The sequence below is a fragment of the Geminocystis sp. CENA526 genome (genome assembly GCF_050753365.1).
Taxonomy (GTDB): Bacteria; Cyanobacteriota; Cyanobacteriia; order Cyanobacteriales; family Cyanobacteriaceae; genus Geminocystis.
This window is the reverse complement of sequence record NZ_JBLZFY010000161.1, coordinates 1-6,148: the sequence shown is the minus strand read 5'-3', so window position 1 is coordinate 6,148 and position 6,148 is coordinate 1. Positions and strand designations below refer to the sequence as shown.

General features: G+C 42.6%; 3 protein-coding genes. All 3 read left to right on the top strand.

Annotation, left to right across the window (positions count from 1 at the left end):
• The first annotated feature begins 75 nt into the window (after positions 1–75).
• Complete coding sequence (locus tag ACN4EE_RS21665) at positions 76–549, top strand: hypothetical protein (protein ID WP_431708590.1); 474 nt, start codon at positions 76–78, stop codon at positions 547–549.
• Positions 550–1,138: 589 nt separating this feature from the next.
• Positions 1,139–4,969, top strand: coding sequence for a tetratricopeptide repeat protein (locus ACN4EE_RS21660; RefSeq protein WP_431708589.1), 3,831 nt, complete (start codon positions 1,139–1,141; stop codon positions 4,967–4,969).
• Positions 4,914–6,148 (top strand): O-linked N-acetylglucosamine transferase, SPINDLY family protein (locus ACN4EE_RS21655; RefSeq protein WP_458575035.1); only part of this gene is annotated, 1,235 nt, incomplete at its 3' end. The genes ACN4EE_RS21660 and ACN4EE_RS21655, both read left to right, overlap by 56 nt.

Below are 6,148 nucleotides of genomic sequence, written 5' to 3'. Positions count from 1 at the left end.
GTGAGAAATAAATTGACTCTAGTTATTAAATTTCAGTTTTCAGATATAAAAATCTTATTGTATGAGCAAACGAAAATGAAACAATCCAATTATCAAGAAATCTCTAAAGCAACAATTCTAGCTGGTGGACTTGCTGTAGCTGGTGTGTTAGTTAATGGCGAAAGCGCCCAAGCCCAATTTATCGGGGGAGCATCCCAATCCCGAGTGTCCGCCGCCGTCACTAGCATTCTCACCGATGGTAACACTGCTACCACCAATAGCTTTGCCATTGAGCAAGTATTGCCCTCTGCTGACTATATATTCAGCGGTGCTGTTGTAGTAAACTTAGGTTACGCTACAAACGTTCATGTTGGGGCGAATAGTAACGTGCGCGCCCCTGTTATTACTTCGGGAACGCTTACTGCCCCAGTAGTGGCAAACGCATCTACCACCCCATCGGTTGAACGTGCCACTGCTAATTCTATTACGGCAGCCACTGCCGCCAGTCGGTTTGGGGATGTGTCTGGTATCGTCCGGGCTTGGACTGCTGGTACTTCCGTCTTAGATTAGGGACTTGCGCTTTGATAATGTACCTTTTGGGCGAACGCAGTTCGCCCCTACATTGTGGACAAAATCCGTTACTGTAGGGGCGCAAGGCTTGCGCCCTCCGCTCGATCAGGTTTGCTGATCACCCTAAGTAGGGCGAGAGCCTTCGAGAGCCCCGGCAGCTAAGGGACTTGCGCTTTGATAATGTGCCATCTAGCTGGTCTGATTCTTCTACAGAGCGATTTTTAGACTGGGATATTATTCCCACGCAAGTCCCTTAGTTCTCTGTCCTTGGCGGGGTGGGTGGCCGTCTGGTTCAGCCGAGCAGATCCGCCACCGCCGGGGTACTGATTTCGCTACTGCCCCTTAGGGGGGTGTCTGAAACGGATAATTGATCCCCCCTAGCCCCCCTTATAAAAGCTTGTAGGTTGTAGGTTGTAGGTTGGGTTGAACAATAACAACTCTTGTCTGTCAAACATGATCGACGCTTGAGCGAAACCCAACTGCACCGATGTCTTTAAGAATGTTGGGGTTCGCTCAAACCATTACATAGAGCGGCTTTCTCCCAAGTATTAAGTCGCTCAACCCAACCTACGGATCAAACGTCTTCTGAGTGGTTGCCAATAACCTGAATCTTTCTAGCTCTGCGGATGCAGTCGTTGTAATGATCATATTCTGTAATCGTATTCCCTACTATCAAACCGCTTGGAGTTACCGAGTATTGGGTGAACTGTACACTCAATCGGGCCTCGATTTTCAGGCGGGGGTATTTCCAGATGCGGTGTCTCTTGACCGTTATTTAAGGTTACAGCAGGGAGAAGATATACCCCTTTTATTGCAGTTTGAGGTGTTGGGGCAAGATGCCCTGCAGGGGATGCAACAGGAGGGGGCGTTAGTGGTCTATAGCCACGCAGATCCGCGTCAGGCTTTGGGCAACACCATCACGGGTAGTCAAGACACCGTTACCCAAGCCGTGGCCAAACAGTTGCAATGTCAGCCTCATGTTTGGCTGCCCTTAGCCCATCGAGTTATTTGGTTAAACGAAAGGGACATCAGGGAAACACCCCTAGGGCAGATAGAAGCTCTAGCCCAAGCAGTTGGTTTAAGGTTTAATAGCCAAGATTATCCGGTCGAGAATTTATTAGATTTTCCAACCGATTCGGCGCCTTGGCAGGAATGTTTTAGCAAGGAAGAGCAGTTATTAGTCCACTGTCTCTTTAAACCCTTGCTGCTATTCGGCGGAGATGAAACCGGCGAAACCTTCAGGGAAATATTTTTAAATTTGGTTAAAGAAATCCATTGGCAAACTTGGCTGGATTTATTAGCGACCTTACAACAAGACCTGTGGAAAATACTCCCCGACCAGCGGGAGTTGGTCTATCAGGAAATCAAGAATTCCTTGATTGGTTCTTTTGCTGATTATGGTTTAGCGAAACAAGGGGCGGAAATCGCCCATCATCTGGGCAATCAATTCACGCAACAAGGTCATTTTGCTTTGGCTGAGTCTTGGTATCTCAAGGCGATTGAACTAGATACTGAGCGTTCTCAATCTTATTATAATTTGGGGGTTGTCAAGGAAAAACAACAACAATGGCAATCGGCGATCGCCTATTATCGTCAAGCGATTGCTTTCAATTCTCAATACGCCAAAGCCTACTATCGTTTAGGTTTAAATCTCAAACAGCAATTAATTAACCAGAGAGAAAACCTCGAAGACGAGAAAAAGCAAGCAATCACCCTGGAAATAGGCGAATGCTTGACTCAGGTTTTAAATCTTGACCCCAATCATCCTAGTATCAAATTTCAACTAGCTAAATTTTGGCAAGATCAAGGAGATTTAGCAAAAGCAAAAAGTCTTTTAACAGCGAAGGAATGGGACTTATTACCAGATTTTGTTGCCTATTTAATTAATACAGGGAATAAATGGGAGCGACGGGGAAAATTCCTTCAGGCGCAAAACTGTTATGAGATGGCTTTGGAGTTTGAACCTTCGGCCATTGAACCCTTATTTAATCTTGCCGTCATCTTTCAACAACAGGACAAACTCCCCGAAGCGATCGCCTATTATCGCCAAGTGTTAACCCTTGACCCTAATTACATTCCCGCGCTACAAAATTGTGGCATAGTTTTAGACAAAATTGGTTATATTCATGAGGCGATCGGCTATTATCAAAAAATCTTAACTATAGACAATGACCATCTTGCAGCCCTGAAAAGTTTAGCATCCTGTGCTGAAAAACTCGGCAAAATAGCCAATGCGGTCGATTATTGTCATAAAATTGCGCAATTAGAGCCGCATAATTGTGGTAATCACTCATTTTTGTTGTGGTGTTTTGGGGCATTGACCATTGTTTCTCCCCAGGAGATTCTTGATAGTTCCTATCTCTGGTATATCTACCAAGTTGTTAAACAGAGCCTTCCTACCCTCAAACACCATCCGAGACAATCAGACCCCGATCGCCGATTGCGTATTGGCTATATTTCTCCTGATTTTCGTCGTCACTCCTGTAGTTTTTTTATTAAGCCTTTATTAGAAAATCATCATCACGATCAATTTGAAATATTTGCCTACGCCGAAGTCGCTAAAGAGGATTACGTTACCGAAAAAATCCGAGCAGCCTGCGATCACTGGCGCTGTACTGTGGGTTTATCAGATTTAGAAGTAGCAGAGTTAATCCAGGCAGATCAAATCGATATTTTGGTAGATTTAGCCGGTCACACTGCGGGGAACCGCCTTAAAGTGTTGGGAATAAAACCCGCCCCCATTCAGGCGACCTATTTGGGTTATTTTGCCACCACGGGTTTACCCACCATTGATTATTGGATTACCGATGAGGCCTTACATCCTTTAGATACTCCCGAATTAACCAGTGAGACAATTTGGCGTTTACCCCGTTGTTATCTAACCTATAACAACTATCTCGACACCCCAGCGGTTTCACCCCTACCTTTTGAAAAAACGGGTTTAATTACCTTCGGTTCTTTTAACGATACAAGGAAAATAACATCTGAAACTATTCATGTTTGGTCTGAAATACTCAAAGCTGTTCCCAACTCTCGTCTTTTGATGAAAGCAATCCGTCACGCTGGAGTCGATCCTAGAGTTCAGGACAACTTGATCAATAACTTTGTTGAAAGGGGAATTAGTGCCGATCGATTATTCATTCAAGGGGGGTTCTTAGATGATGAAGCACATTTTTCCTCCTACAATAATGTTGACATTCATCTTGATCCGTTTCCCTACGGAGGCTGTACCACTACCTGTGAAGCCCTATGGATGGGAGTACCCTCCCTCACTTTAGCAGGAGGGCGTAATATGGAACGTCTTAGTGTCACCCTCTTAAAAGCAGTGGGTTTGGATGAGTGGATTGCTAATACATCCGAAGAATATGTACAAAAAGCTGTTCAATTTGCTCAAGATTCTGCCTATTTAAGCAATTTACGAGCTACAATGCGCGATCGCCTTTCTCACTCAGAATTGTTAGATGCCAAAGGAATGGCAGAGACGATGGAATCGGCTTATCGACAAATGTGGCATATCTATTTAGATGAACAAAATAAGGTTGATTCTCCTCCCCTTCCCTTAGTTACAGAGGAGGATAGTGCGGCATATTATCATCAACTTGGACGAGAAAAAACTGTTACAGGAGAATTAGAGTTAGCTAAAAACTTCTATTTACAAGCGATCAAAATAGATCCTACCTATGCTAAGTCTTATCATAATCTGGGCTTTTTAGCGGCACAACAAGGACAATTACAGGAGGCGATTAGTTATTATCAACAAGCAATTCAATCTCAACCTGATTATTCTAGCGCTTTTTATCATCTCGGATTGGTTTATGAACAGTTAAAAGAGACAGAAAAGGCGATCGCCTGTTATTCCCATTCTGTGCAATTAGATTCTACTAATGTGGAGGCTTATAAAACCCTCGCCCAACTGTACGATCGTCAAGAAAATTACCCCAAAGCTGAAAAATATTACCGTTGTGCATTATTGCTACAACCAGACAATTTAGAATTACGCTATAACTTGGGAGTAGTTCTCTATGAACAGAAAAAGTTTGATAAAGCAGTCAGTTGCTTTCAAAAAATTATTCAAGCAAAACCCCAAGATTCGATCGCTTATCTACATTTAGGGATTAGTTATAAAAAGCAAAAACTGTTAACTAAGGCAAAAAGTTGTTTTGAAAAAGCGATCGAGTTAGACCCGAACTATGGCATGGCATATTACAATTTAGGAGTAGTTTATAGTCGTCAACCCAATAGCAAAAAGGCGATCGATTGTTTTCGTCAAGCCCTTCGCTGTGATCCCGATCATAAATTAGCCTATACAGCCCTCCTTTTTACTCTCAGTAGTGTAGAGGAAATCAGTTCAGAAGAAATTTACGATGCTTCCTCCCAATGGTATCGATCGAAATCATCATCCATTGCCCAAGCTCAATAACGAACCAAATATCAAAAGAACTATGACTATTGCTAAAGAATCTTATTTCCAACACAAACTCAAAATTGGTTATGTGTCCCCTGACTTTAAACGTCATCCCGTTGGAGAGTTTATCGCCCCAATTATTAAACATCACGACCGTCAAAAATTTGAAATTTATTGTTATGGGGAAATCCGCAAAGTTGATGAAATAACGGAAGAAATTCAGTCTTCTTGCGATCACTGGCGATCAACCTTTGGACTTACTGATGCAGAAGTAATCGAGCAAATTCAACAGGATCAGATTGACATCCTAATTGATTTAGCGGGTCATACAGAAGATAATCGTCTGCCGATCTTTTTTGCCAAACCTGCCCCTATTCAGGCTAGTTACTTAGGTTATTTTGCCACCACAGGTATTCCCACTATGGATTATTGGATTACTGATCATCATTTACATCCCTTAGATACTCAAGAAAAAACTGCCGAGACTATATGGCGACTCCCCAGATGTTATATAGCTTATCAACCTTCCCCAGAAACTCCAGAAATTAATCCCCTTCCTGCTTTGAGTTCAGAACAGATAACCTTTGGTTGTTTCAATAATTTTTCTAAACTTAATCCTTTCCTTTTATCCTTGTGGGCAAAAATTCTTCAGGCGTTACCCCATGCCCGTCTCATCCTCAAAACCCATTATCATAATTTAGATGATCCTGAAGAAAGAGAAAGTGTTGAATTATTCCTCCAAGAACAAGGTATTAATCTTGAACAAGTTGAATTGATTGATTCACCAATATTGGCGGAGGATTATTTTTCCTTATATCACCGTATCGATGTTCACCTGGATACTTTTCCCTATAATGGTTGTACGACTACCTGCGATGCTCTTTGGATGGGGGTTCCGGTTTTAACCCTTGCTGGCGATCGTAAAATTCAACGGATGGGTAATAGTCTCCTACAGGCGATCGGTTTAGCCGATTGGGTTGCTCATACTCCCCAAGAGTACGTTAATAAAGCCATTAATTTTGCTCAGAATATAGATTCGATCGCTCAATTACGAACTAGCTTAAGAGAGCGTTTTCAAAAATCTCAACTGGGAGATATACAAGGTTTAACTCTAGCCTTAGAAAATGCTTATCAACAGATGTGGGAAAAATCTAATCTTTTTCCCACATCTGTTGATAAGCATTTTCTAAGGCT